This is a genomic window from Nocardioides massiliensis (genome assembly GCF_030811215.1).
Classification (GTDB): domain Bacteria; phylum Actinomycetota; class Actinomycetes; order Propionibacteriales; family Nocardioidaceae; genus Nocardioides_A; species Nocardioides_A massiliensis.
The window spans coordinates 4,062,578-4,086,571 of sequence record NZ_JAUSQM010000001.1 but is presented as its reverse complement, the minus strand read 5'-3'; the positions used below and the strand labels follow the sequence as shown (position 1 = coordinate 4,086,571).

22 protein-coding genes are annotated in these 23,994 nt (G+C 71.2%); 12 read left to right on the top strand and 10 right to left on the bottom strand.

Annotated features, from left to right (window positions below; genetic code table 11):
* Nucleotides 1-4: 4 nt before the first annotated feature.
* Both J2S59_RS20100 and purE read left to right on the top strand, forming a co-directional pair.
* A complete protein-coding gene (locus J2S59_RS20100; protein WP_281366718.1) occupies nucleotides 5-1,222 on the top strand; it encodes a 5-(carboxyamino)imidazole ribonucleotide synthase in 1,218 nt (405 codons plus the stop codon).
* Nucleotides 1,219-1,749, top strand: a complete 531-nt coding sequence (gene purE / locus J2S59_RS20095) for a 5-(carboxyamino)imidazole ribonucleotide mutase (RefSeq protein WP_068120143.1) — start codon at nucleotides 1,219-1,221, stop codon at nucleotides 1,747-1,749. Before J2S59_RS20100 ends, purE begins: the two co-directional genes overlap by 4 nt.
* 10 nt (nucleotides 1,750-1,759) lie before the next feature.
* Here the strand turns inward: purE and J2S59_RS20090 are convergent, their stop codons facing one another.
* Genes J2S59_RS20090 through J2S59_RS20060 form a run of 7 tightly spaced genes read right to left on the bottom strand, consistent with a single transcriptional unit; the run spans nucleotide 1,760 to nucleotide 7,150 of the window.
* Nucleotides 1,760-2,359: a gamma carbonic anhydrase family protein gene (locus tag J2S59_RS20090; protein WP_181641842.1), complete on the bottom strand. Its 600-nt coding sequence runs from the start codon at nucleotides 2,357-2,359 to the stop codon at nucleotides 1,760-1,762.
* Nucleotides 2,356-2,790 (bottom strand): CoA-binding protein, encoded by a 435-nt coding sequence (locus J2S59_RS20085; RefSeq protein WP_068120145.1) that lies wholly within the window; start codon nucleotides 2,788-2,790, stop codon nucleotides 2,356-2,358. Before J2S59_RS20085 ends, J2S59_RS20090 begins: the two co-directional genes overlap by 4 nt.
* 4 nt (nucleotides 2,791-2,794) lie before the next feature.
* A complete protein-coding gene (locus tag J2S59_RS20080; protein WP_181641843.1) occupies nucleotides 2,795-3,403 on the bottom strand; it encodes a hypothetical protein in 609 nt (202 codons plus the stop codon).
* Nucleotides 3,400-4,356: a serine hydrolase domain-containing protein gene (locus J2S59_RS20075; RefSeq protein ID WP_306825443.1), complete on the bottom strand. Its 957-nt coding sequence runs from the start codon at nucleotides 4,354-4,356 to the stop codon at nucleotides 3,400-3,402. The genes J2S59_RS20080 and J2S59_RS20075 overlap by 4 nt, the downstream gene beginning before the upstream one ends.
* Before the next feature lie 10 nt (nucleotides 4,357-4,366).
* On the bottom strand, nucleotides 4,367-5,218 hold the full coding sequence (locus tag J2S59_RS20070) for an alpha/beta fold hydrolase (protein WP_068123324.1): 852 nt from the start codon (nucleotides 5,216-5,218) through the stop codon (nucleotides 4,367-4,369).
* Entirely contained in the window at nucleotides 5,211-6,104 is an 894-nt protein-coding gene (locus tag J2S59_RS20065; RefSeq protein WP_281366786.1) for an HpcH/HpaI aldolase/citrate lyase family protein, read from the bottom strand. Before J2S59_RS20065 ends, J2S59_RS20070 begins: the two co-directional genes overlap by 8 nt.
* The gene (locus J2S59_RS20060; protein ID WP_068123325.1) at nucleotides 6,101-7,150 is read right to left on the bottom strand and encodes an HpcH/HpaI aldolase/citrate lyase family protein; all 1,050 of its coding nucleotides are present in this window, start codon (nucleotides 7,148-7,150) and stop codon (nucleotides 6,101-6,103) included. Before J2S59_RS20060 ends, J2S59_RS20065 begins: the two co-directional genes overlap by 4 nt.
* A 119-nt stretch (nucleotides 7,151-7,269) precedes the next feature.
* Here J2S59_RS20060 and rocD point away from each other — a divergent pair, with 119 nt between their 5' ends.
* From rocD to J2S59_RS20040, 4 genes are read left to right on the top strand one after another with little or no spacing between them, the layout of a single operon-like run.
* Nucleotides 7,270-8,484 (top strand): ornithine--oxo-acid transaminase, encoded by a 1,215-nt coding sequence (gene rocD, locus J2S59_RS20055; protein ID WP_068123327.1) that lies wholly within the window; start codon nucleotides 7,270-7,272, stop codon nucleotides 8,482-8,484.
* Between the two features lie 19 nt (nucleotides 8,485-8,503).
* Nucleotides 8,504-9,463, top strand: coding sequence for a glucosyl-3-phosphoglycerate synthase (locus J2S59_RS20050; protein WP_068123330.1), 960 nt, complete (start codon nucleotides 8,504-8,506; stop codon nucleotides 9,461-9,463).
* Nucleotides 9,463-10,323, top strand: a complete 861-nt coding sequence (gene folP / locus J2S59_RS20045) for a dihydropteroate synthase (RefSeq protein ID WP_068123341.1) — start codon at nucleotides 9,463-9,465, stop codon at nucleotides 10,321-10,323. The genes J2S59_RS20050 and folP overlap by 1 nt, the downstream gene beginning before the upstream one ends.
* Nucleotides 10,320-10,874: a hypothetical protein gene (locus J2S59_RS20040; protein WP_181642429.1), complete on the top strand. Its 555-nt coding sequence runs from the start codon at nucleotides 10,320-10,322 to the stop codon at nucleotides 10,872-10,874. Before folP ends, J2S59_RS20040 begins: the two co-directional genes overlap by 4 nt.
* Nucleotides 10,875-10,970: 96 nt before the next feature.
* Here the strand turns inward: J2S59_RS20040 and J2S59_RS20035 are convergent, their stop codons facing one another.
* From J2S59_RS20035 to J2S59_RS20025, 3 genes are all read right to left on the bottom strand, one after another.
* Nucleotides 10,971-12,404, bottom strand: coding sequence for an HNH endonuclease signature motif containing protein (locus J2S59_RS20035; protein WP_306825442.1), 1,434 nt, complete (start codon nucleotides 12,402-12,404; stop codon nucleotides 10,971-10,973).
* A 1,190-nt stretch (nucleotides 12,405-13,594) separates the two neighbouring features.
* Complete coding sequence (locus tag J2S59_RS20030) at nucleotides 13,595-14,473, bottom strand: crotonase/enoyl-CoA hydratase family protein (RefSeq protein ID WP_068121692.1); 879 nt, start codon at nucleotides 14,471-14,473, stop codon at nucleotides 13,595-13,597.
* Nucleotides 14,474-14,505: 32 nt separating this feature from the next.
* A complete protein-coding gene (locus J2S59_RS20025; RefSeq protein ID WP_068121688.1) occupies nucleotides 14,506-15,633 on the bottom strand; it encodes an LCP family protein in 1,128 nt (375 codons plus the stop codon).
* Nucleotides 15,634-15,822: 189 nt separating this feature from the next.
* On the opposite strand from J2S59_RS20025, the gene J2S59_RS20020 reads away from it, so the two are divergent.
* From J2S59_RS20020 to J2S59_RS19995, 6 genes are read left to right on the top strand one after another with little or no spacing between them, the layout of a single operon-like run.
* On the top strand, nucleotides 15,823-17,190 hold the full coding sequence (locus J2S59_RS20020) for an LCP family protein (RefSeq protein WP_246360382.1): 1,368 nt from the start codon (nucleotides 15,823-15,825) through the stop codon (nucleotides 17,188-17,190).
* Nucleotides 17,191-17,220: 30 nt separating this feature from the next.
* On the top strand, nucleotides 17,221-19,071 hold the full coding sequence (locus J2S59_RS20015) for a glycosyltransferase (protein ID WP_306825441.1): 1,851 nt from the start codon (nucleotides 17,221-17,223) through the stop codon (nucleotides 19,069-19,071).
* Between the two features lie 38 nt (nucleotides 19,072-19,109).
* Nucleotides 19,110-20,288: a UDP-galactopyranose mutase gene (gene glf, locus J2S59_RS20010; protein WP_181642603.1), complete on the top strand. Its 1,179-nt coding sequence runs from the start codon at nucleotides 19,110-19,112 to the stop codon at nucleotides 20,286-20,288.
* Nucleotides 20,285-22,294, top strand: coding sequence for a glycosyltransferase (locus J2S59_RS20005; protein ID WP_246360610.1), 2,010 nt, complete (start codon nucleotides 20,285-20,287; stop codon nucleotides 22,292-22,294). Before glf ends, J2S59_RS20005 begins: the two co-directional genes overlap by 4 nt.
* On the top strand, nucleotides 22,282-23,175 hold the full coding sequence (locus J2S59_RS20000) for an ABC transporter permease (protein WP_068124665.1): 894 nt from the start codon (nucleotides 22,282-22,284) through the stop codon (nucleotides 23,173-23,175). Before J2S59_RS20005 ends, J2S59_RS20000 begins: the two co-directional genes overlap by 13 nt.
* Nucleotides 23,172-23,945 carry an ABC transporter ATP-binding protein gene (locus J2S59_RS19995; protein WP_246360609.1) on the top strand — a complete coding sequence of 258 codons (774 nt, stop codon included), beginning with the start codon at nucleotides 23,172-23,174 and terminating at the stop codon, nucleotides 23,943-23,945. The genes J2S59_RS20000 and J2S59_RS19995 overlap by 4 nt, the downstream gene beginning before the upstream one ends.
* Nucleotides 23,946-23,994: the final 49 nt, after the last annotated feature.

Sequence of the window (23,994 nt, the reverse complement as noted above, 5' to 3'; positions counted from 1 at the left end):
GCGCGTGTCCGAGGTGCCCCCCGCGACCCCGTCGCCGCAGCCGACCGCGCCGACGCTCGCCGTCATCGGCGGCGGCCAGCTCGCGCGGATGCTCGCGCAGCCGGCGATCGCGCTCGGTCTGCCGCTGCGGCTGCTCGCCGAGGCGCCGGGCGTCTCCGCCGCTCAGGTGGTCGTCGACCACACCGTCGGCGACTACCGCGACCTGGCGACGCTGCGCGCGGTCACGCACGGGTGTGCCGTGGTGACGTTCGACCACGAGCACGTGCCCACCGAGCACCTGCGCGCCCTCGAGGCCGACGGGGTCGCGTGCCGCCCCGGCCCCGACGCCCTGGTGCACGCCCAGGACAAGGCCGTGATGCGCGCCCGGCTCAGCGCGATGGGGATCCCGTGTCCGCGGCACGCCGTCGTCGCGACGCCCGACGACGTCGCCCGCTTCGCCGCGGAGGGGGACGGCTTCCCGGTCGTCCTCAAGACCACCCGGGGTGGCTACGACGGCAAGGGCGTGTGGGTCGTGGGGTCCGCCGGTGAGGCGTCCGAGGCCTTCGCCGCGGCCGACGCCGCCGGCGTCGAGGTGCTGGCCGAGGAGAAGGTCGCCTTCACCCGCGAGCTCTCCGCCCTGGTCGCCCGCTCGCCGTCCGGCCAGGCAGCGGCGTACCCCGTTGTGCAGACCACGCAGCTCGATGGCATCTGCCACGAGGTCATCGCCCCGGCGCCCGACCTCGACCCCCAGCTCGCCCACGAGGCACAGCAGATCGCGCTGCGGGTCGCCGCCGAGCTGGGCGTGACCGGCATCCTCGCCGTCGAGCTGTTCGAGACCGTCGACCCGACGACCGGCGCCGGGCGCGTGCTGGTCAACGAGCTGGCCATGCGCCCCCACAACACCGGGCACTGGTCGCAGGACGGCGCGGTGACCAGCCAGTTCGAGAACCACCTGCGCGCGGTCCTCGACCTGCCGCTGGGCGACCCCCGCCCGCGGGAGCGGTGGACCGTGATGGTCAACATCCTCGGCGGCGAGGCGGAGGTCGGCAGCCTGTACGCGGGCTACCCGCACGCCTTCGCCCGCGACCCGCGCCTGCGGGTGCATCTCTACGGCAAGGACGTGCGTCCGGGTCGCAAGGTGGGACACGTCAACGCGTACGGCGACGACCTCGACGAGGTCCTCGACCGTGCCCGGCACGCCGCGGCCTGGTTCCGCGGCGACCTCGGAGAGGACAGCGAATGAGCGAGCAGACCCCGGACGGCGTGCGCGTCGGGATCGTCATGGGCTCCGACTCCGACTGGCCGGTCATGCAGGCCGCCGGGGAGGCCCTCGCGGAGTTCGGCATCGGCTACGAGGCCGACGTCGTCTCGGCGCACCGGATGCCCGAGGAGATGCTCGCCTACGGCAAGGACGCGGCCGGTCGCGGGTTGGGCGTGATCATCGCCGGGGCGGGCGGCGCCGCGCACCTGCCCGGCATGCTCGCCGCTGTGACGCCCCTGCCGGTCATCGGCGTACCCGTGCCGCTCAAGCACCTCGACGGCATGGACTCGCTGCTCTCGATCGTGCAGATGCCCGCGGGTGTCCCGGTGGCCACCGTCGCCGTCGGCAACGCCCGCAACGCCGGCCTGCTGGCCGTGCGGATCCTCGCCGCCACCGACCCCGCGTTGCAGGAGCGGATGGTGGAGTTCCAGGAGACGCTGCGCCAGGCGGCGTACGACAAGGGCAAGGTCGTGCGCGGCGAGAAGGCGCGCACCGTCGGCTTCGGCTGACGCTCCGCGCTCAGCTCTCGCTGAACGGGTGCGGCGTGTAGGCCTCGATGTCGGAGCGCACGCTGGCCTCGACCTCGGCGTCCTCCAGCACCCGCGCCGAGGAGCCGTAGCGGTCGGAGAGCTCGACGTAGAACTTGGCGTTGTACTCCAGCAGGATCGCCGGCCAGGTGTCGGGCTCGACGGGGCCGCGGACCTTCGCCGGCACGCCCGCGACGACGACGTCGGGCGGCACGACCATGCCGGGCGGCACGAGCGCGCCGGCGCCGACCACGCTGCCGGGGGACACCTCGACGTCGTCGGACAGCACGGCGCCGTTGCCGATCAGGGTCCGTTCGCCGACACGGAGCCCGTGGATGACGCAGCCGTGCCCGACGGTGGAGTTCGGCCCGACGACAAGGGTCTGTCCGCCCTTGGCGTGCATGATCGTGCCGTCCTGGACGTTGGTGCCCTCGGCGATGACGATCGTGCAGATGTCGGCGCGGATGACCACGCCGTACCAGACGCTGGCGCCGGCCTCGACTCGCACGTCGCCGATGAGGGTGGCGGTCGGCGCGACCCAGGCGTCGGGGTGGATCTGCGGCCGCTTGCCCTCGAACTCGACCAGGTTCACCGCGCGAGCCTCGGCCACTCGATGGCGGGGCAGGTGTCCATCACCATCGGGACGCCGGCGTCGCGGGCACGCTCGAAGGCGGCCGCGTCGATCACGCCGAGCTGGAACCAGACCCCCTTGGCGCCGACCGCGACGGCCTCGTCGACGAAGGGTCCGGCCTGCTCGGAGCGGCGGAACACGTCAACGACGTCGACCGCGAACGGGACGTCGGCCAGGGATGCGTATCCCTGCTCGCCGAGCACCTCGGGCGCCGACGGGTGAATCGGGACGATCCGCTTGCCGAGGTCCTGGAGGTAGGACGCGATCCGGTACGCCGTGCGCGACGGGTCGCCGGAGAGCCCGACGATCGCCCAGGTCTGGCAGTCCTCGAGGAGGAACCGCACGGTCTCGGGGTCCTGCCAGGACCCGCTGGCGGGAACGGGGGAGGTCATGGGCTCAGGCTAACGGGGACGAGGTGCGCACGTGCGAGGTGATCTCGGTCCACGACGGTGCCGCGGGGGCGGAGCCGAAGCCGAACCGCACTGCCGGCCGGACGGGTGCGAGCGCCCCCAGGTCCCCGCCCTGCCAGGTCGCCGTGCAGGCGGTGATCGCACGGACCTCGCGGGCGGCGTACCACTCCGTGCGACCGTTGCCGGCACTCCCGTGGGTGCGCACGCCGGGCATGAGCCGGCGCGCGACCGGGTCGCACAGGCGCGCGAAGAGCTCGCTGTGGCGCACCGGTGGCGGGATCACGCGCAGGGCGACGGTGACGGGCCGGCGACGCCCTACCGCGAAGGTCAACGCGAGCCCGGGTGCGTCCACGACCCAGCGGTCGCCCGCGTGCACCGCGACCGGTCCGACGCGCACCTCGTCGAAGGTGTAGGTGGATGCGACGTAGTCCGCGACCTGCTTATCGGGCGCGAGCAGCAGGCGGTGGCCGTCTGGCTGCTCGACCATCACGTCGGCGAACGCTCCCCAGGGGGAGGAGTGCCAGGCCCCGACGACGAGCCGGGTGCCGGAGGTGGTGCCGAGGCCGGCGATGTGCCCGGTGAACCGGTCGATCACGACCCGCGCACCAGCTCGACCCCCAATGCGTCGACCGACGCGGCGCGACCCTGGACCACCACGACGGCGCGGCCCGCGGCCCGGTCGAGGCCGAGGTAGGTGCGCCACCCGCCGGTGCCGCCGTTGTGCCAGGTGATGGCGCGACCGTCGGCCTCGGTGGTGATCCACGCCGCGCCGATCCGCACGCCGCGTCCGAGGAAGTCGGCGACCGGGTCGAGGGCGGCGATGCCGGGCGCGGTGCCGGCCAGCAGGGCCTCGGCGAACCCGGTCAGGTCGGCGAGGGTGGAGCGGATACCGCCTGCGGGCCCGATGCCCTCCCCGGTCCAGGCCGCGGCAGCGCGTCCGCGCCGGGTGGTGCCGTGGACGGCGGTCGGGCGCAGGTCGTCGGTGGTCGCCGGGACGTGCCACGAGCCGAGGCCGAGGGGGTCGCTCACGCGTTGGCGCACCAGATCGGCGTACGTCGTGCCGGCGGCCGCCGCGAGGGCGTGGCCGAGCAGCTGGAAGCCGAGGTTGGAGTAGGCGGGGCGGCCCGGCCGGCCGACCTTCGTGCGGCGGGTCTGGGCCAGCAGGTCCGCCAGCGAGTCGCCGTAGGGGTTGGCGGCGTGGACGAGCATGTCCCAGCTGCGCCGGCCCATCCCGTCGATCTTCGGCAGCCGGGGGAGACCGGAGCGGTGCCGCGCCAGGCTGCCGAGCGGGACGTCGCCGGCGGGCGAGCCGCCGAGGTCGGGAAGGTGCTGGGCGAGGCGATCGTCGGCGGTGACCTCGTCGCGGTCGAGCGCGGTGACATAGAGGAGTCCCGTGACGCCCTTCGAGATCGACCCGATCTCGACGTCACCGTCCTCGGGGAGACCGTTGCGCACGAGGTGGGTCGCCTCCGGCGTCACCAGACCGGCGCCCCAGAGCCCGTCGCCCAGCCGGTCGCGGACCGTGGTCTCCAGCTCGTGGCGCTCCATGCCCGCGACGCTAACCGGCGGACCCCAGCGCGCGGACGGCCGCGGCGACCGCGTCGGGGCGCTCCTGCGGGACGAAGTGCCCGGCGCCCGCGACGATCTCGCCGAGGCCGGTGACGAGGTCGGGTCCCATGCAGCCGTCGTCGGCGCCGTGGAGGTAGCGGTAGGGGCCGCGGGGCACGCCGGTCCAGGTCCGGGCCCAGGTGCGGTACGCCGCCGGCACCCGCCAGGGTCGGGTGAGGCCGCGGTAGGTCTCGATCGCGGCCCGCTGCCTCGCCGGGGTGTCGAGCGCGGCGCGCACGTGGGCGAGGTCGTCGGTCGCGTCGAAGCCCGGCGACCACCGCGCCCACAGGCCCGGCACGCGCTGGTGCAGGGTGCGCTCGGGCAGGACCGGGAGCTGGTGGAAGGCGATGTAGCGGCTGCGCCACGCCTGCCGCGCCAGGGCGGCGGGACCCGGTGTCGGCATGGCGCCGATCGGGGGCACGGACAGGGCCACCGTGGCGGCGTACGGCGTGTCGGGGTGGGCCGCGAGGCCGTTGGCCGTGATCGCGCCCCAGTCGTGGCCGACCAGGACGGCGTCGGTGCCGGCATCGACCGCGGCGTGAACCGCGACGGCGTCGGCCATCAGCGCGGGGACGTCGAAGCACCCGTCGGCCGGCAGCTCGCTGGGCGCGTAGCCGCGGGCGAACGGCGCCACCACGCGCCACCCCTCGGCCGCGAGCAGCGGACCGACCTCACGCCAGGCCCAGGCGGTGTCGGGGAACCCGTGCAGGGCGACGACCACCGGGGCGCCCGGGTCTCCCCACGCCAGTGCCGCGGCACGGTGCGTGGGGAGCTCCAGGGTGAGCTGTGCGGGTTCAGCCACGCGCGGCGATGGCCTCGTGGAAGGCGAGGATGCGCTGGGCGTCGCGGACGTGCAGGTTCTCGATCATCTTGCCGTTGTAGGTCGCGACACCCTTGCCCTCGGCCTGGGCCTCCTCGAAGGCGGCGATCATGCCCTGGGCGGTCTCGACGTCCTTGGCCGACGGGGCGAACGCCTCGTTGGCCGGGTCGATCTGGCCGGGGTGGATGATCGTCTTGCCGTCGAAGCCCATCTCGCGGCCCTGGCGGGCCTCGGCGGCGAAGCCCTCGAGGTCCTTCACGTCGTTGTAGACGCCATCGAGGATGCTCAGGCCGTGGGCCCGGGCCGCGAGCAGCGCCCAGGTCAGCGACGGGATCAGCGGCGCCCGGCCCGGCACGTGCAGGGCGTAGGACTCGTTGACCAGGTCGTTGGTGCCCATGACGAAGACGGCGAGCCGGTCGGAGGCGGCGGCGATCTCCTCGACGTGCAGGATCGCGATCGGGGTCTCGATCATGGCCCAGAGCTTCGTCTTCTCCGGCGCCCCGGCCTTCTCGATCGCGGCGACCAGCGCGCGGACCTCGTCGGCGGAGTTGACCTTCGGGACCACGATCCCGTCGGGACCGGCCTTCGCGGCACGCGCCAGGTCGGCGTCGTGCCACGGCGTACCGATGCCGTTGACCCGGATCGTCAGCTCACGGTGGCCGTACTCCCCGGACTCCACGGCGGTGGCGACCCGCTCGCGGGCGTCGGACTTGGCGTCGGGGGCGACGGAGTCCTCGAGGTCGAGGATGAGCGCGTCGACGTCGAGGGTCTTGGCCTTCTCCAGCGCCCGCTCGTTGGCGCCGGGCATGTAGAGCACCGAGCGGCGCGGGCGCGGGCGCAGGTCGGGGCTGGTCTGGGGCGTGCTCACAGGTCGTACAGCTCCTTCAGCTCGGGGTCGCGCTCGGCCAGGGCCTGGGCCAGGTCGAGCATCACCAGGCACTGCTTGCAGGACGCGTCGTCCTCCATCTTCCCGTCGATCATCACCGCACCCGAGCCGTCGCCCATGGCCTCGACGACGCGCTTGGCGTGCGCCACGTCCTCCGGGGTGGGGGAGAAGACCCGCTTGGCGATGTCGATCTGCACCGGGTGCAGGCTCCACGCGCCGACGCAGCCGAGGAGGAAGGCGTTGCGGAACTGGTCCTCGCAGGCCACCACGTCCTTGATGTCACCGAACGGACCGTAGAACGGGAGGATGTCGTTGGCCGTGCAGGCGTCGACCATGCGCGCGATCGTGTAGTGCCACAGATCCTGCTGGTACGTCGTGCGCCCCTCGGTGAGGTCCTCGCCGACGGGGTCGGTGCGCACGAGGTAGCCGGGGTGGCCGCCTCCGACGCGGGTGGTCTTCATCCGGCGGCTGGCGGCGAGGTCGGCGGGGCCCAGCGAGATGCCCTGCATGCGGGGGCTGGCGGCGGCGATCTCCTCGACGTTGGCGACGCCGGCGGCGGTCTCGAGGATCGCGTGCACGAGGATCGGGCGGTCGAGGCCGGCGCGCGCCTCGAGCTGCGCGAGCAGCCGGTCGACGTAGTGGATGTCCTCGGCTCCCTCGACTTTGGGCACCATGATCACGTCGAGCTTGTGGCCGATCTCGGTGACGAGGGTGATGAAGTCGTCGAGCACCCAGGGCGAGTCGAGGCTGTTGACCCGGGTCCACAGCTGGGTCTGCCCGAAGTCGGTTGCCTGGGCGATCTCCACCAGGCCCTGGCGTGCGGCCTCCTTCTTGTCGGTCTTCACCGCGTCCTCGAGGTTGCCGAGGATGATGTCGACCTTGGCCGCGATATCGGGCACCTTGGCCTTCATCTTCTCGTTGCTCGGGTCGAAGAAGTGGATCATCCGGCTGGGCCGGAACGGGATCTCCGCAGCGGGCGTCGGGGCGCCGACGGCGAGCGGGCGGAGGAACGCACGAGGGTTGCGCACGGGCTCTCACTTCCTGGGGTGCGGGGGTGCGGCTCGGTCAGTCCGGGTCAGTATGTCGAGGGTCGCTACCGCCGGGTAGTGCGTGCGGCCTTTCTCACCTGCGTGGCAGTGTGGGCGTCATGTCGACGACACCGGTTGAGCTCGAGGCCATCCACGGCGCGCACAACTACCACCCGCTGCCCGTCGCCGTCTCTCACGGCGAGGGCAGCTGGGTCACCGACGCCGAGGGCAATCGCTACCTGGACTTCCTGGCGGCGTACTCCGCCCTCAACTTCGGGCACCGCCACCCGGAGCTGGTCGCGGCCGCCCACGAGCAGCTGGACCGGCTGACGCTGACCAGCCGTGCCTTCCACCACGACCAGCTGGGGCCGTTCTGCGCGGAGCTCGCCGCGCTGACGGGCAAGCAGAACGTGCTGCCGATGAACTCCGGTGCCGAGGGCGTCGAGACGGCGCTGAAAATCGCGCGCCGCTGGGGTTACGAGATCAAGGGTGTGCCCGAGGGGCAGGCGCGGATCATCGTGATGAACGACAACTTCCACGGCCGCACGATCAGCATCGTCAGCTTCTCCGGCGACCACGTCGCCCGCGCCCACTACGGGCCCTACACGCCGGGGTTCACCTCCGTGCCGTACGGCGACACCGCGGCGCTGGAAGCCGCCTTCGACGAGACCGTCGTCGCGGTGCTGGTCGAGCCGGTGCAGGGCGAGGCCGGCGTGATCCTGCCGCCCGAGGGCTACCTGGCCGACGTACGCCGCCTGTGCCACGAGCACCGCGCGCTGATGATCGCCGACGAGGTGCAGGCGGGGCTCGGCCGCACGGGGTTCACGCTCGCTTGCGAGCGCGACGAGGTCGTGCCGGACATGTATGTGCTGGGCAAGGCGCTCGGCGGCGGCATCCTGCCGCTGTCCGCTGTCGCGGCCGACCGCGACGTGATGGGCGTGCTGACCCCCGGCAGCCACGGCAGCACCTTCGGCGGCAACCCGCTCGCCTGCGCCGTCGGACGCGCAGTCGTCCGGCTCCTCGACCAGGGCGATGCGCAGGCCAACGCGCGTGCACTCGAGGACCACCTGCGCACGCGGCTGGAGAAGCACCTCGGGGCCGGGCTGGTCGGCGTACGAGTGCGGGGGTTGTGGGCGGGTGTGGACCTGGACCCGGCGCTCGGGTCGGGACGCGACCTGTGCGAGGCACTCCTGGCGCGCGGGGTCCTGGCCAAGGACACCCACGGCTCGACGATCCGGATCTCGCCGCCGCTGACCATCTCGCGCGAGGACCTCGACGACGGGCTGGACCGCTTCGCCGCCGCACTGGGCGACCTGGGCGCCGGCGCTGCGTAGCCCTGTCTAGGGTCGGGGCGTGAGCGAGGACTGGTTCGCACGGCGTACCCACCATTGGGACGAGCTGTCCCTGGACGAGCTCCTCGACCGCAAGCGCGCCACCGGCAACACCGTCAGCCTGGTCGTGCCCGCGCGTGACGAGGCGGCCACGATCGGCCCCATCGTCACGCGTTCGCGCGAGCTGCTGATGGACACCGCGCAGCTCGTCGACGAGGTGGTGGTCATCGACTCCGACTCCTCGGACGCGACCTTCGATGTCGCCGCCGACGCCGGGGCGGTGGTGCACCGGTGCAGCGACGTCCGGCCCGACCTCGGCACGGTGCCCGGCAAGGGTGAGGCGATGTGGAAGGCGCAGTTCGTCACCCGTGGTGACGTGCTCGTCTTCATGGACGCCGACCTGGTCGAGTGGGACACCCACTTCGTGCCGGGCCTGCTCGGGCCGTTGCTGACGACGCCCGAGGTGCAATTGGTGAAGGGCTTCTATGAGCGGCCGATGCTGGCTTCGGGCGGAGGTGGACCGTACGACGGCGGTCGTGTCACCGAGCTCGTCGCGCGGCCGCTGATCGCGCTCGACTGGCCCGACCTCGCGGGGCTGGTGCAGCCGCTGGCCGGGGAGTGGGCCGTGCGGCGCGACCACTTCGCGCAGCTGGCGGTGCCGACCGGGTACGCCGTCGAGCTCGCCGCGCTCATCGACACGCTCGAACGGCGTGGGGTCGACGCGATCGCGCAGGTCGACCTGGGTCGGCGCGCGCACAAGCACCAGACGTTGCACGACCTCGGCGCGATGGCGGTGCAGCTGCTGGCCGCGGCGCAGCGTCGGCGTACTGGTGGTGATGGTGGTGGCGCGGGCGCGTTGGACGACGTCGTGGCGCTGCGGCAGTACTCCGGCGCGGAGCGCGGGTTGCGGGTGCACGAGCGCACCGTGCGCACGGGGGAGCGGCCGCCGGCCGTGGCCGTGCCCGACGAGGAGGTGGCGTGATGCTGCGACTGGGGCGGCACAGCTTCGCCGGCGACGCGACCCTGATGATGGCGATCGTCAACCGCACCCCCGACTCCTTCTACGACCAGGGTGCGACCTGGGTGGAGGACAAGGCGTTCGAGCGGGTCGTCGAGGTGGTCGAGCAGGGCGCCGAGATCGTCGACATCGGCGGGATTAAGGCCGCACCTGGTGCCGAGATCGGCGTCGAGGAGGAGAAGGAGCGGGTGGTCGCCTTCGTCGCGCGGGTGCGCGAGGCGTTCCCCGACGTGGTGATCAGCGTGGACACCTGGCGGGCCGAGGTCGGTCGCGCGGTGTGCGAGGCCGGGGCCGACCTGCTCAACGATGCGTGGGGCGGCAACGACCCGGGGCTGGCCGAGGTGGCGGCGGAGTTCGACGCGGCACTCGTGTGCACGCACGTCGGCGGCGCCCGACCGCGGACCCGGCCCCACCGGGTGGCCTACGACGACGTGGTCGCCTCGGCGATCTCCCACACCGTCGGGGAGGCGGAGCGTGCTGTCGGGCTCGGCGTCGCCCGCGAGAGCGTGCTCATCGACCCTGCCCACGACTTCGGCAAGACCACGCGGCACTCGCTCGAGGTGACCCGCCGGCTCGACGAGATGGTGGCCACCGGCTGGCCGGTGCTGGTGTCACTGTCCAACAAGGACTTCGTCGGCGAGACGCTCGACCTCCCTGTCGGGGAGCGATTGACCGGCACGCTGGCGGCGACGGCGATCGCGGCCTGGCACGGGGCGCGGGTGTTTCGGGTGCATCAGGTGGTCGAGACAAGGCAGGTGGTCGATATGGTCGCCTCGATCGCCGGCACGCGTGCTCCGGTGCGGTCCGTGCGGGGGCTGGCATGAGCGGGCTCGTGCTGGCGCCGTCGGTGACCCAGGTCGTCGTCGTGCCTGCCGCGCCGCTGCTGCTGCCCGAGCACGCGGGCCAGGTCGACGCCGTACCCGACCTGCGGGCCGCGATCCGTGACGTGTTGTCGGGCCTGCCGTCCGACGAGGTGGCCCTCGTGCCCGAGCCGGCCTGGGGGCGCCGGGTCGGCGAGCACCTACTGGCGAACGCCGGGCTCGGCGCTGCCGCCGACGTGTTGTCGGCGCACGCGCTGGTGGTCGTCGGCGACGGCTCCGCCCGGCGTACCGAGAAGGCGCCCGGCTACCTCGACGACCGCGCCGCCGACTTCGACGCCGCGACCGAGGGCGCCCTAGCGGACGGGGACGCTGCTGCGCTGGCGAAGGTGGACATCGAGCTGGGCGTCGAGTTGCTGGCCGCCGGCGCCGGCGTGCTGCGCGAGGTCGGCGCCGCTGTCGTCGCCTCCGGCCGCGCGGTCACCCAGGCGGAGCTGGCGTACGCCGACGACCCGTTCGGCGTGCGGTACTGGGTCGCGCACTGGCAGCTCGGCTGAGGATCTGCCTGCAGGCATGCCTGTACGCCCGCCGGGTCCTCTGGACTCGAGTTGGTCGAGTCTGTCGAGACCCGCGCGGGCGGCGGTGCGGGGTAGCTAGGTCGGTGGGTCGGTGCCGCCGGGTCCGGCGTAGGTGATGAGGAAGTCGTGGAGGTAGATCTCGATGGCTGAGGTCGTTGTCGATCGAGCGACGTCGAGATCTGGTGCGTCGCCGTCTCGAACGGGCCGTCCCCACCGGTCCCACCATTGATAGCTGCCATCCGACCGGCGCTGGTAGCTCCACCCCATGTGGGTCTTGAGCCGGTGATGCGAACGGCAGAGCGGAGCCAGGTTCGCCAGTGACGTCTGGCCGGGTGGGCCGCCTTCGTCCATCGGGATGTACGGGTCGATGTGGTCGGCGTCGCAGGCGCGGGCGGTGGTGGTGCACCCGGGGAACACGCAGACCTCGTCGCGCAGGAGCATCGCCTCGCGCATCCACTGCGGAGGGTCGTGCTGGTCGACTGCTTGGTCGGTGTTGGTGTCGATCACCGGCCGGACGTTGATGCGTCCTGATCCGACGCCGCCGGGGCGGGTGAGCCACTCGCTCATCCGCGTCAGCGTGATGGGTCCGAGCTTCTCGATGCTCGCGCCGTGGTCGACCCCGGCGCTGGTCATGGTCGCGAGATCACTCAGTGAGCAGTGGACGTAGACGTTCGCGACCCGGCTCGTCGTCCCCGACGCCTTCGACTTCGTGGCTGTCCCGCACTGGTCCGGGAGCGTGCCGTTGAGGAAGTCCATCGCCAGTTGCGGATCGAGCAGCGTCCCGACCGCCTTGGCACGCCGCGCCTGGTGGTCGTCGGTGTCGCCGGCGGCCTTCAACCCTGCGGCGATGGTGTCGAGGGTCCGATCGAGCAACTCGGCGTCGGGTGCGTCCAGGGTCATGTGCACCCCACGCAACAGGCCTTGGCAGGTATCGGGATCCAGCCAGACCCCGCGGCCGTCCTGGCGGCGCTGCTCGCGCTGCGCGAACAACTCGGTGTCGAAACGCTTGATCGCCTCATCGACGAGCTGCGGGGCGGCGTTGTTGGGCTTGCGCTTCTGCGCCGCATGCACGAGCTGGGCATCGACCCAGGCGGCGGCTTCGAAACTCAGTGTGCGGGTCTCCTTGGCCACGGCCCGCACCCGCCACGCCTCGGTCTTCCCCTCAACCATCTGTTGCCACAGACGAGGCAGCCGGTGGGCGATCTCGATCGCGTCCCCCAACAGCTGCCGTGCGGACTGCAGTGGCATCCGCAGGTGGCCGGAGAGCTCGCTGGCGGCGTACTCGCTCACGATCGGTGCGCCCTCGCCCGCCAGGGCGACCATCCGTTCGGGGTCGTGACGGAACGCCTTCGTGGCCTCGGCCAGGGTGCCGGCTTCGTACAGGCCCGCGAGGTGGTTGGCGATGAGCAGGTCGTCGACGTCGAGGCGGTCGCGCATGGCGCGGTTCGAGCGCAGCGTCTCCCAGGCTTCGGCCTTGCCGAAGTTCTCCAGGTCGCCTCGATCGAGCATGGTCATAGTCTCCCAGGGCCCACCGACACTCGCCGGTCGTGAAGGTTCGTCGAGTGCCCCGAACGAAGTAAGGGGTATATCGAGACGGCCGCGGTTGACAGCGAAAGTCCCGCAGCGATGCGGTCGTGGTCGTGGTGGTTGGGCATGTTCAGATCATCCCAGCGAGGACCGACAGTCCCCGGTCGTGAAGGTTCGTCGAGTGCCCCGAACGGAGTGAGGGGTGTATCGAGACGGGCGTGGTTGACAGCGAAAGTCCCGCAGCGATGCGGTCGTGGTCGTGGTGGTTGGGCATGCTCAGATCATCCCAGCCAGGACCGACAGTCCCGGGCCGTCCTGGTTCGTCGAGTGCCCCGAACGGAGTGAGGGGTGTATCGAGACGGGTGGTTGACAGTGAAAGTCCCGGGTCTGGTCTCGATACACCGGTCTCGGCTAGCGCCTCGCCCGGCACACGACCACCATCACCAGCCCCGCGCACGGCATGTTCAGATCGTTCAGCGAGGACCGACAGTCCCGGGTCGTGAAGGTTCGTCGAGTGCCCCGAACGGAGTGAGGGGTGTATCGAGACGGGTGGTTGACAGGGAAAGTCCCGGGTCTGGTCTCGATACACCGGTCTCGGCTAGCGCCTCGTCCGGCACTCGACCACCCCCACGACGGCGCGCACGTGAAGGTTCGTCGAGTGCGCCGAACGGAGTGAGGGGTGTATCGAGACGGGTGTGGTTGACAGGGAAACCCCCGGTTCGGGCCTCGATACGCCGGTCTCGGCTAGCGCCTCGCCCGGCACTCGACCACCAACATCGCGGCACGCACAGTCCCGGGTCGTGAAGGTTCGTCGAGTGCCCCGAACGGAGTGAGGGGTGTATCGAGACGAGCGTGGTTGACAACGAAAGTCCCGGCTCTGGTCTCGATACACCGGTCTCGGCTAGCGCCTCGCCCGGCACTCGACCACCAACATCGCGGCACGCACAGTCCCGGGTCGTCCTGGTTCGTCGAGTGCCCCGAACGAAGTGGGGGGTGTATCGAGACGGGTGTGGTTGACAGGGAAAATCTCGGTTGTGGTCTCGATACACCGGTCTCGGCTAGCGCCTCGCCCGGCACGCGACCACCAACACCAGCCCCGCGCTCGGCTAGCGCCTCGCCCGGCACTCGACCACCGGGGCGCCGTTCGGCACTCGACCGCCGGAGTCGTGCCGTCAGCCGAAGATCTCCGGGAGGTCGGAGGCGGAGCCGGTGAAGCGGGGCGCGCGCTTCTCGAGGAAGGCGGCGACGCCCTCCTTGCCGTCACCGATGCTCGTGTAGAACATCGCGAGCGAGTCCGAGAGGTGCGCGTCGAGCGGGTGCGGGGCGGCGCTGTTGCGGTAGGCCAGCTGCTTGGTGAGGGCGACGGCGGCGGGGGAGCGGTCGCGGGTGAACTTCCGCGCCAGCTCGTACGCCGCACCCAACAGCTCGTCGGGCTCGTGGACCGAGCGGACGAGGCCATGGCCCAGCGCGGTGTCGGCGTCGAGGATGTCGGCGGAGTAGAGCAGCTCCAGGGCGGTGGGCAGCCCGACGATCCGCGGCAGGAACCAGGTGGAGCAGGCCTCGGGGACGATCCCGAGCTTGCCGAAGACGAACCCGATCCGCGCCTTCGTCGACGCCATCCGCACGTCCATCGCGAGCGTCATCGTCGCGCCGATGCCGACCGCGGGCCCGTTGATGGCCGCGATGACCGGCTTCGGGCACGCGTGGATCGCCAGCGTGACCCGGCCGCCGGTGTCGCGGACGCCGTCACGGATCTCGGGCTCGTCGAAGCGCTCGCGCACGTCGGCCGGGGTCGGGCGCTGTGTCTCGTCGAGCCCGAAGACGTTGCCCGGCGCGTTCAGGTCCATGCCGGCGCAGAACGCCCGACCACTGCCTGTCACCACGACGGCGCGCACGGCGTCGTCGGTCGCCGCCTGGACGAACGCCGCCTCGAGCTCGTCGGCCATCGTCACGGTGAACGCGTTGAGCTCGTCGGGACGGTGCAACGTGATCGTCGCGATCCCGTCGGCGTCCACGTGCCACTGCAGGGTCTCGTACGACGGCTCGCTCACCAAGGGTCCTCTCGGGGGTCTTCTCACGGTGGTCAGTCGGCCAGGCCGGACGGGCGGCACAGCCGGTTGGGGATCTCGTCGGTGCGGTCCTCGGCGATCAGCCGGAACAGCTGCTGGCTGCGCTCGGGGTCCCAGTTGACCGCCAGGTCGCGGATCGGCATCGAGCAGGTCAGCCCGCTCTCCCCATCGACCCGCGTCATCGCCCAGGCGAACCGCGCGGTGTTGATCGGTCCGGTGTCCTCACCCACGACCAGGAAGTCGGCCGCGGCATTGGCCAGGCGGTAGTAGCGCACCGGGTTGATGAACGACCACGGCGAGGCAGCCTCGCGACCCACGGCGCTGACCACCTCGCGCTGGCGCCGCGCGCGGTCGATGTCGCCGAGGTTGGACAGCTTGCGCGAGCGGGCGTAGCCCAACGCCTTGCGCCCCCCGGCCTCCTGGCAGCCGGCCTTGATGTCGAGGTTCGCCAGTGGGTCGCGCATATCCGTCTCGGGGCAGATCTCGATGCCGCCGACGGCGTTGACGAGCCCGACGAACCCGGCGAACCCGATCTCGACGTAGTTGTCGACCCGGATCCCGGTGGCCCGCTCGAGGGTTTCCACCAGCAGGGGTGCACCACCGAAGGCGTACGCCGCGTTGATCTTGGTGGTGCCGTAGCCAGGCACCTCCACGATCGAGTCGCGCGGGATCGACAGCAGCAGGTTGGGTCCGCTGCCGACGTGCAGCAGCATGATCGTGTCCGTACGCCGACCCACGTCGTCGCCGGTGCCGAAGCGCCGCCGCTGCCGTGCGGTGAGTCCCTCGCGGCTGTCGCTGCCGACGAGGAGGTACGTCGTCCCGGGCTGCTTGTCGGGGCGGTCGCCGGCGGAGGTCGCGTCGACCTTCTCCACCGACTGCCACGCCAGCAACGGCACCACGACCAGGAAGACGACCCACAGCGCCAGCACCGCGACGAGCACGCGCAGCCACCGCGGTCGGCGCCGACCCCCGCGGCCGCGACCGCGGGGTGCGGGCGCGGCGGGTGGGAGCCTGCGCGGGGGAGGGGGCGGCTGCTCGGCGCCGCGGCGCGGCTGCACCGGCAGCACGCGCGTCGGGTCCGGGTCACCCGGCGGCCCGTCCGCGCCGTACAACCAGTCGTAGTCCGGCGGCTCCTTGCCCATGAGCACGGACGGTACCGGCTGCGACTACTCGCGTCCGTTCCGGCGCGCCTGTCCCGCCGCCGGCCGCGTCGTGGTGATACTCGCCCAGACGACAGACGTCCCAAGAGAGGCCCGTCGATGCCGCCCGTCACTTCCCCCGGGTCGCGCGACGCTCGGATCAGGTTCCGCCGAGCCGTCACGTTGATGGTGATGACCCTCCTCATGCCCGGATCAGCCCAGCTGGTCGCCGGCAACCGCCGTGTCGGCCGCATCGCGCTGCGCACGTGGGCCGCCCTGTGGGGCGCCGCGCTCTTCACCGCGCTGCTCGTGTGGCTGTGGCCCGGACTCGCCTTCTGGGCCGCCTCCAGCACCGGCATCCTCGGCGTGATCCGTCTGCTGCTCATCGTGCTGGCGCTGGGCTGGGCCTACCTCTTCATCGACGCCTGGCGCCTCGGCGAGCCCCTGGAGCTGCGCCGCCAGCACCGGCTGGTGATCGTGGGCATCAACGGCGCGCTGTGCTTCTCGATGGCCGGCGCGCTGCTCTTCGGCGCCCACCTGGTCAACACCCAGCGCGACTTCGTCCTGACGATGTTCGGCGACACGATCGTGCGCGACGCCTTCGACGGCCGCTACAACGTGCTGCTGCTCGGCGGCGACGCCGGCGACGACCGCTGGGGCCTGCGACCCGACAGCCTCACCGTCGCCAGCATCGATGAGGAGACCGGCCAGACCGTGCTGTTCGGCCTCCCGCGCAACCTCCAGGACTTCCCCTTCCCGGACGGGTCCGTCATGCACGAGCAGTTCCCCGACGGCTACGACTGCGACGACTGCTACCTCAACTCCCTCGCGACCTGGGCGCGCGACCACGAGCAGCTCTTCGACGAGTACGACGACCCCGGCATCGAGGCCACGATCGAGGCCGTCGAGGGCATCACGGGCCTGCGCATCAACTACTTCGCCATGGTGAACCTGGCCGGCTTCAGCCGGATGGTCGACGCCGTCGGCGGCGTCGAGCTCAACGTTCGTGACCGGATCCCGATCGGTGGCATCGGGGCGCCCGTCACCGGCTACATCGAGCCCGGCCAGCGCAAGCTGAACGGCTTCGAGACCCTGTGGTTCGCCCGGTCCCGGGTCGAGGCCGACGACTACTCGCGCATGGCCCGGCAGAAGTGCGTCATGAACGCGATGCTCGCCCAGCTCAGTCCGACCAAGGTGTTGCGCAAGTTCGAGGCGATCACCAAGGCGAGCTCCGACCTGATCACCACCGACCTGCCCGCCTCGGAGCTCGACACCTTCGCGCAGCTGGCGCTGAAGGCCAAGGACCGGCCGATGCGCACCGTGTCGTTCGTGCCGCCGACGATCAACACCTCCGACCCCGACATCGACGCGATCCACGACCGGGTCCGCAAGGCCCTGGAGCGTTCCCGGGGCGAGAAGCCGGCGAAGCAGTCCGGCACCGCGCCGCAGAAGCAGGCACCGGCCCAGCCCCCCACCGCCGTCACCACAGGTGGCGCGGTCGGCAGCCTGGCCGAGGGGTACGCCGCCAACGACACCGACGACCTCGACGCGGTCTGCTGACGCGTGTCTCGGCCCGAGTAGGGTCGTCCGGTGCTCCCTGATCGGCCTGTCGCACCGGGCGACGACACCCGCGTCGTCGCGGTCGTGGTGACCTGGAACCGGCGCGCGCTGCTCGCCGAGTCGCTGGCAGCGGTCCGGAGCCAGTCGCACGCTCCCGTCACCGTCGTGGTCGTCGACAACGCCTCCGACGACGGGACGCCTGCGGACCTCGAGGCGCTCCGCGCCGACCCGGGCCCGCCCCTCGACGTGCTCCGCCTCGACGCCAACATCGGGGGCGCCGGTGGGTTCGCGGCCGGCATCCAGCGGGCGCTCACCCACCGCCCCGACCTGCTGTGGCTGCTCGACGACGACACGGTGCCCGAGCCGCCGGCACTCGCCGCCCTCGTCGCTGCCTGGAGGGGGTACGCCGACCAGCACGGCGAGCGTCCGCGCGCCGTCGCCAGCCGGGTCGTCTGGACCGACGGCCGCGACCACCCGATGAACACCCCGCGCCCGAAGCCGGGGGCCACCCCGGCCGAGCGCGACCGGGCACGGACCCTCGACTGCGTGCCGATCCGCTCGGCCAGCTTCGTCTCGGTCGCGTTCGACGCCGAGGTGGTGCGCGAGCGGGGCGTGCCGCTGGCCGACTACTTCCTGTGGAACGACGACTTCGAGTACTCCACCCGCCTCATCCGCGGGGGCGTCGGCCTCTACAGCCCCGCCAGCGTCGTGGTCCACAAGACCCGCACCTTCGGCTCCACCGACGCCGACCCCGGCGACCGGTTCTTCTACGAGGTGCGCAACAAGCTGTGGATGTTCACGCGCAGCCGTTCCCTGGCCCCCGTCGAGAAGCTCGTGTACGGCGCAGCGACCCTGCGTCGCTGGATGCGCACCGTCGCGGGCTCCTCGGACCGGGGCCGGCTGGCCCGCGCCGCCGTACGCGGGGTGCGGGCGGGGCTGCGCGGTCCGCGTCCGACCCCGGCCGTGCTGGCGGCCGCCGGCTGGTCCCCGCAGGGTGCCGAGCGCGCTCCCGAGCAGCGCGACCTCCCCTTCAGCCTCCTCATCAGCACCTACGCCGGCGACCGGCCCGACTACCTGCACCGCGCGTTCGTCTCCAGCGTCCAGGAGCAGACCCGCCCACCGGCCGAGGTGGTGCTGGTGCAGGACGGCCCCGTGCCCCCCGAGCTGGAGGCGGAGATCGCCACGTTGGCCGCCGAGAGCCCCGTGCCGGTGCGCCACGTCGTCTGCCCCGAGAACCTCGGTCTCGGGCCGGCGCTCGACCGCGGCCTGGCCGCGGCGTCCCACGAGGTCGTCGCCCGGATGGACGCCGACGACATCAGCCTGCCCGAGCGGTTCGCCCGCCAGCTGCCCGTCATCGAGGCGGGCGCCGACATCGTGGGGTCGGGACTGTGGGAGTTCACCGAGGACCCCGACCGCCCCGGCGACGTCGTGGGCCGGCGTACGCCCCCGGTCGACCCGGGTGAGATCCGGCGCGTGATCGGCTTCCGCGACCCGTTCAACCACCCGACGGTGGTCTATCGCCGTTCGGCGGTCCTGGCCGCGGGCGGCTACACCCACCTCGCGCTGATGGAGGACTACCTCCTCTTCGCGCGGATGGTGGCCAACGGCGCGGCGCCGGCCAACCTCGCCGACCCCCTGGTCTACTACCGGGTCGGCGACGGTGCCTACGCGCGGCGCGGGGGAGCGGCGCTGCTGCGCTCCGAGCTGGCGCTCCAACGCCGCTTCCGCAGCCTGGGCATCACCACCCGGCGCCAGTACGTCCGCAACGTCGTCGTGCGCGGCGGCTACCGCCTGGTGCCGGAGGGTGTGAGGAAGGTCGCCTACCGTGCATTGCTGGCGAACCGCTCGAGCGGCGCGGGCGCCGTACCTCCGCGCGGTTAGACTCGCCGCGGTCCGAACCGCCTAGCCGAGGAGTGTGCGTGAAGCCCGATCTCGTGGTTGTCGGGTCCGGGTTCTTCGGACTCACCATCGCCGAACGCTGTGCCGAGGAGCTCGGGCTGGAGGTGTTGGTCCTCGAGCGCCGCTCCCACCTGGGCGGCAACGCCTACTCCGAGAAGGACCCGGAGACCGGCATCGAGGTGCACAAGTACGGCGCGCACCTGTTCCACACCTCCAACGAGAAGGTGTGGGAGTACGTCAACCGGTTCACCAGCTTCACCGACTACAAGCACCGGGTCTTCGGCAAGTACCAGGGCCAGGTCTACTCGCTGCCGATGAACCTGGGTCTCATCAACCAGTTCTTCGGTCGTAGCCACACCCCCGACGAGGCCCGTGCCCTGATCAAGGAGCAGGCCAGCGAGATCGCGACCGAGGACGCCTCCAACCTGGAGGAGAAGGCGATCAGCCTCATCGGCCGACCGCTCTACGAGGCGTTCATCAAGGGCTACACCGCCAAGCAGTGGCAGACCGACCCCACCGAGCTGAGCCCGGACATCATCACGCGGCTGCCGGTCCGCTACACCTTCGAGAACCGGTGGTTCAACGACACCCACGAGGGTCTGCCGGTCGACGGCTACACCGCCTGGCTCGAGCGGATGGCCGACCACCCGAGGATCACGGTGCAGCTGGAGACCGACTTCTTCGACGTCGCCGAGGAGTTCAAGGGCAAGGTGCCGATCGTCTACACCGGTCCCGTCGACGAGTACTTCAACAACTCCGAGGGCCGGCTCTCGTGGCGCACGGTGGACCTCGAGGAGAGCGTCGTGGACGTCGACGACTTCCAGGGCACCGGGGTGATCAACTACAACGACCAGGACGTGCCCTACACCCGGATCATCGAGTTCAAGCACTTCCACCCCGAGCGGGAGAAGACCCACCTGCCCGGCAAGACGGTGATCGTCCACGAGTACTCCCGCTTCGCGCAGGAGGGCGACGAGCCCTACTACCCGATCAACACCGCCGAGGACCGGGCGAAGCTGCTGAAGTACCGCGAGCTGGCCAAGGCCGAGCCGATGGTGCTCTTCGGCGGCCGCCTCGGCACCTACAAGTACCTCGACATGCACATGGCGATCGGATCGGCGCTGTCGATGTTCAACAACGTGCTCACGCCGCACTTCACCGAGGGCGCGGAGCTGACCAGCGGGGGGATCGACGCGTGACCCAGTCCACGACCCAGACGCTCGAGCTGGGGGACACCACCCGCCGGCTGCTGCAGCGCCAGATCATGCCGGTCGACGGCGACACCGAGACGCTGCCGTTGTACGTCGACCCGGAGCCGGCGATCCTGGACGCCGACAAGTACGAGGTCGGCTCCAACCGCAACGCCAAGGCGATCAACGCCGTCTCGATGCGGCAGAAGGTCGGCAACAACGTCCGCGTGCACCCCGACCAGATCGTCGACCGGCACGCGTTCCGGGTCCCGTCGGGCGAGTCGCTGTCGTTCGGCACCTACTTCAACGCCTTCCCCGCGGCGTACTGGCGGCGGTGGACCGTGGTCGACCGCGTGCGCCTGACCATCGCGGTCGAGGGCGCGGGCGCTGACGTCACCGTCTACAAGTCGATGGCCAACGGGCGCTCCCAGCGCATCGAGTCCGCCTCGACGGGCGAGCAGGAGCAGGGGACCTTCGCGTTCGAGCTGTCCCTCACCCCGTTCGCCGACGGCGGCTGGTACTGGTACGACGTCGTGGCCGGTGATCAGGACGCGGTCGTCCGCTCGGCCGAGTGGAGTGCCGAGGTGCCGGCCGACCGGGCCGAGCACGGCACCGTGACCATCGGCATCACGACGATGAACCGTCCCGAGTTCTGCTCCGAGCTGCTCGCGCAGATCGGCAACGACGAGGACCTGCGCCCCTACCTCGACGAGGTGCTCGTCATGGAGCAGGGCAAGCAGAAGGTCGTCGACGCCGAGGCGTTCCCCGCCGCCCAGGAGGCCCTGGGCGCCACGCTGCGGGTGATCGAGCAGGGCAACCTCGGTGGCTCCGGCGGCTACGCCCGCGGCCAGTGGGAGACGCTGCGCAAGGGCAGCGCGACGTACTTCATGTGCATGGACGACGACGTCGTCTGCGAGCCCGAGGGCATCATCCGCGCCGTCACCTTCGGCGACCTCGCACGCCGTCCCACGATCGTGGGCGGCCACATGTTCAGCCTCTACGCGCGCTCGCGGATGCACAGCTTCGGCGAGATCGTCCACCCCTGGCGCTTCTGGTGGCAGTCCGCGCCGGGTGTGTTCACCGACTGGGACTTCGCCCACCGCAACCTGCGCTCCGCGCGCTGGCTGCACCGCCGCGTCGACGTCGACTTCAACGGCTGGTTCATGTGCCTCATCCCGCGGGTCGTGCTGGAGGAGGTCGGGCTGTCGCTGCCGCTGTTCATCAAGTGGGACGACTCGGAGTTCGGCCTGCGCGCGAAGGAGGCCGGCTACCCGACGGTGACCTTCCCGGGCGCCGCGGTCTGGCACGTGCCGTGGACCGACAAGAACGACGCGCTCGACTGGCAGGCCTACTTCCACCAGCGCAACCGGTTCGTCGCGGCGCTGCTGCACTCGGTCTACGAGCGCGGCGGCCGGATGGTGCAGGAGAGCTTCAACCACCAGGTGAAGCACCTGGTCTCCATGCAGTACTCCACCGTCGCGCTGCGCCACCAGGCGCTGCAGGACATCCTCGACGGGCCGCACGCGCTGCACGAGTCCCTCGGGACGCGGCTGGCCGAGGTCAACGCGTTCCGCAAGGAGTTCAGCGACGCCCAGCTGCAGGCCGACCCCGACGCCTTCCCGCCCGTACGCCGCACGAAGCCGCCGCGCAAGGGCCGCAGTGACGACGAGGTGCCGGGCCGGCTCTCCGTGCTGGCCCAGGCCGTGCTCGCACCCGTGCGTCAGCTGCGCCCGGTGAAGCCGTTGGCGAAGGAGCACCCCGAGGCTGCCATCCCCGCGATGGACGCCGCGTGGTACCGGATCACGAAGTACGACGCCGCGGTGGTCTCCATGCCCGACGGGACCTCGGCGGCGCTCTACCAGCGCGACCCGGACCTGTTCCGCGAGATGATGGCGCAGACCGTCGAGATCCACCTGCGGCTGCGTCGGGAGTGGCCGCGCCTGGCCCGGGAGTACCGCGAGGCGCTGGCTCACATCACCTCGCCGGACGAGTGGGCCAAGCAGTGGCAGAGCTGACGACCTTCCGGCCGGATCCCGACGAGTGGCCACTCAGCTCGCCGGCACCCAAGGGTGGCCTGGCCGAGGTCTTCCGACGTCGCTACCTGCTCAAGCTGGTGGTGAAGCGGCAGCTGGCGCAGCAGTACTCCGCCTCGGTGCTGGGGTTCATGTGGTCCTACGTCCAGCCGGCGATCCGGTTCCTGGTCTACTACTTCGCCGTCGGCATGGTGCTGAAGGCGCACGTGGACACGCCGTACTTCGCGATCCACCTGTTCACCGGACTGATCATGGTCCAGTTCTTCAACCAGATGGTCGGTGCCGGCACCCGCTCGGTGTGGGGCAGCCGGCGGCTGGTGAAGAAGATGGCGCTGCCGCGGGAGGTCTTCCCGGTCGCCTCGGTGCTGGTGGCAGGGTTCCACACCCTCCCGCAGGTCGGCATCCTGGCCTTCGCCTGCCTGATCATCGGCTTCAGCGTCGATGCGACCGGGCTGCTCGCCGGGGTGCTCGGCTACGTGATGCTGACGGTGTTCGGCGTGGCGTTCGCGCTGCTGTTCAGCGCGCTCAACGTGATGGTTCGTGACCTGCAGAACCTCGTCGGCACGATCACCTCGTTCATGCACTTCATGGTGCCGATGATCTACAGCTACGACCGCATCGCCGACAGCGCGATCGGCGGCACGATCTGGGAGGAGGTCTACCTCGCGAACCCCGTCGCGACCGCGGTGTTGCTGTTCCAGCGCTGCTTCTGGTCCGGGGTGGTGGACGACCCGTCCCAGACGCTCTACCCCGACCACCTGATGCTGCGCGGGCTGATCATGCTGGCCATCGGGCTGGTCTTCCTGGTGGTGTCCCAGCGGGTCTTCCGCCGGCTCGAGAGCAAGTTCCCGGAGCGCCTGTGACCGAGTCGATCGTGGTGGACAACGTCACCAAGAACTTCACCATGCGCTACCACCGCACCCTGAAGCAGATGGCGGTGGCGTCGGTGCGCGGCCAGCAGATCTCCGACACCTTCCGGGCCCTCGACGGGGTCAGCTTCACCGTGGAGCAGGGTGAGTCCATCGGGCTGATGGGGCTCAACGGATCGGGCAAGTCGACGCTGCTGAAGCTGATCAACGGAGTGATGCGGCCCGACGCGGGACAGGTCCTGACCCGTGGTCGGATCGCCGGTCTGATCGCCACGGGAGCGGGCTTCCACCAGCAGCTGAGCGGCCGCGACAACATCTACCTCAACGCCGCGATCCTGGGTATGACCGAGGCGGAGACGCGGCGCAAGTTCGACGACATCGTGGAGTTCGCCGACATCGGCCGCTTCCTCGACACCCCCGTGGCGGCGTACTCCTCGGGCATGAGCGCCCGCCTGGGCTTCGCCGTCGCCATCCACGTCGACTCCCACATCTTCCTCGCCGACGAGGTGCTGGCGGTGGGGGACCGGCCCTTCAAGCGCAAGTGCATGGAGCGCATGCAGCAGATCCGCAAGGAGGGGCGCACGCTGTTCTATGTCAGCCACGCCCCCGGGTCGGTGCGCAAGATGTGTGACCGCGTGATCGTCCTGGAGAAGGGCCGCGTCGGCTTCGACGGCGGCGTCAACGAGGGCATCCAGTACCTGAAGTACGACGCCGACGCGCCGGGCGACGAACCCAACGACGACGACCTCGGCGCCGATATCTGATAAACGCCGCGCCCCACAAACGCAGCGTTCGCATTTAAATACAACCGTG

What these genes read in the sequence shown, in the direction of transcription:
- J2S59_RS20040 (WP_181642429.1), top strand. Translation starts at nt 10,320, where the DNA reads ATGAGCGGGCTCGTGCTGGCGCCGTCGGTGACCCAGGTCGTCGTCGTG.
- purE (WP_068120143.1), top strand. Translation starts at nt 1,219, where the DNA reads ATGAGCGAGCAGACCCCGGACGGCGTGCGCGTCGGGATCGTCATGGGC.
- J2S59_RS20020 (WP_246360382.1), top strand. Translation starts at nt 15,823, where the DNA reads ATGACCCTCCTCATGCCCGGATCAGCCCAGCTGGTCGCCGGCAACCGC.
- folP (WP_068123341.1), top strand. Translation starts at nt 9,463, where the DNA reads ATGCTGCGACTGGGGCGGCACAGCTTCGCCGGCGACGCGACCCTGATG.
- rocD (WP_068123327.1), top strand. Translation starts at nt 7,270, where the DNA reads ATGTCGACGACACCGGTTGAGCTCGAGGCCATCCACGGCGCGCACAAC.
- J2S59_RS20025 (WP_068121688.1), bottom strand. Translation starts at nt 15,633, where the DNA reads ATGGGCAAGGAGCCGCCGGACTACGACTGGTTGTACGGCGCGGACGGG.
- J2S59_RS20075 (WP_306825443.1), bottom strand. Translation starts at nt 4,356, where the DNA reads ATGGAGCGCCACGAGCTGGAGACCACGGTCCGCGACCGGCTGGGCGAC.
- J2S59_RS20035 (WP_306825442.1), bottom strand. Translation starts at nt 12,404, where the DNA reads ATGCTCGATCGAGGCGACCTGGAGAACTTCGGCAAGGCCGAAGCCTGG.
- J2S59_RS20085 (WP_068120145.1), bottom strand. Translation starts at nt 2,790, where the DNA reads ATGACCTCCCCCGTTCCCGCCAGCGGGTCCTGGCAGGACCCCGAGACC.